This is a genomic window from Weissella sp. DD23 (assembly GCF_001579105.1).
GTDB classification, from domain to species: Bacteria; Bacillota; Bacilli; order Lactobacillales; family Lactobacillaceae; genus Weissella; species Weissella cibaria.
Genome location: NZ_KQ970392.1, coordinates 257,079 through 258,055, shown reverse-complemented (window position 1 = coordinate 258,055; position 977 = coordinate 257,079). Strand labels below are relative to the sequence as shown.

General features: G+C 47.6%; 2 protein-coding genes. One reads left to right on the top strand and one right to left on the bottom strand.

What is annotated here, in order from left to right; genetic code table 11:
- Positions 1–185 (top strand): hypothetical protein (locus WEIDD23_RS14035; protein ID WP_207644206.1); only part of this gene is annotated, 185 nt, incomplete at its 5' end.
- A 308-nt stretch (positions 186–493) separates the two neighbouring features.
- Here WEIDD23_RS14035 and WEIDD23_RS14605 read toward each other — a convergent pair.
- Positions 494–977 (bottom strand): M20/M25/M40 family metallo-hydrolase (locus WEIDD23_RS14605; protein ID WP_242865446.1); only part of this gene is annotated, 484 nt, incomplete at its 5' end.

The window sequence follows — 977 nt, the reverse complement described above, 5'->3', positions numbered from 1 at the left end:
TGGTATCCGGAGCGTTCAAAAATCGGCAACATGCCGCATGGCCGGCGCTATTCAGAAAAGCCCACACAGACCTTGAGGCTTTAGGGGGAATTATTTGCCCCGCTGAATGGCGTCCGCGCCATTCGGTTGCCGAGTTTTTGAACAAAGGCGTAGGATACCAGCCACACCTGTTGTTCGTGCGCTAGCACGACACCACCACACCACAACCAACAAAAAAACCAGCAAACGTCTAGCTGGCGTTTGCTGGTTACCATGGTGTTTCGGTTGTCTTTCAGTCTGCAATCGCTTAATCATTCACCAAGAACAAGGACACAGGTTCGTCCATCTGTTCGCTTCTTATCCAAGGAAGGCCTCGTCTTGATAAATAATTAGGTTTAGGCACTCACGTTTGCGCGTTTGGTGTGAGTGGCCGACATATCGATTGGCAATCAAAGCATCAATTCATAAATGAATTATACAGACCCCATCCATATTCGCCTATCAAAAAGGGAACTTATTGGAGATATTGTTTTGCAATTGCTTCGTATAGGCCAACCATATCCAAATAGGCCTGACGTTCAACGTACTCATCAGCCTTGTGTGCTGTCGCGTTACCCGGTCCGATTACTGCAAGTTCTAAGTTCGGATTGGCTTTGATAAACTGCGAAGCGTCTGTTCCCAAGGATACCGCAATAGCTGGTGCAGCCAATGGTTCGGGCAAGTAGTCTGGCACCAACCGTTGAATCAATTGAATCAGTTGACTATCTTTTGGTGTCACCACAGCATCGTCATAAGCGCTCACATGCAAGGCCAATTGCATAGTTTCATCAGTCGCATTTACATCCGCAACCAGCTGCTCTAATCGTGCAATCAATTCTTTTGGTGGTAACTCTGGAATGATTCGGGTTAACACCGTTAAGGTTGCCGAGTCAGGCACTGAATTCTGTTGTTGCCCACCTCGAATGACATCCGGTCCGTACAATGTCCGATCCAATACC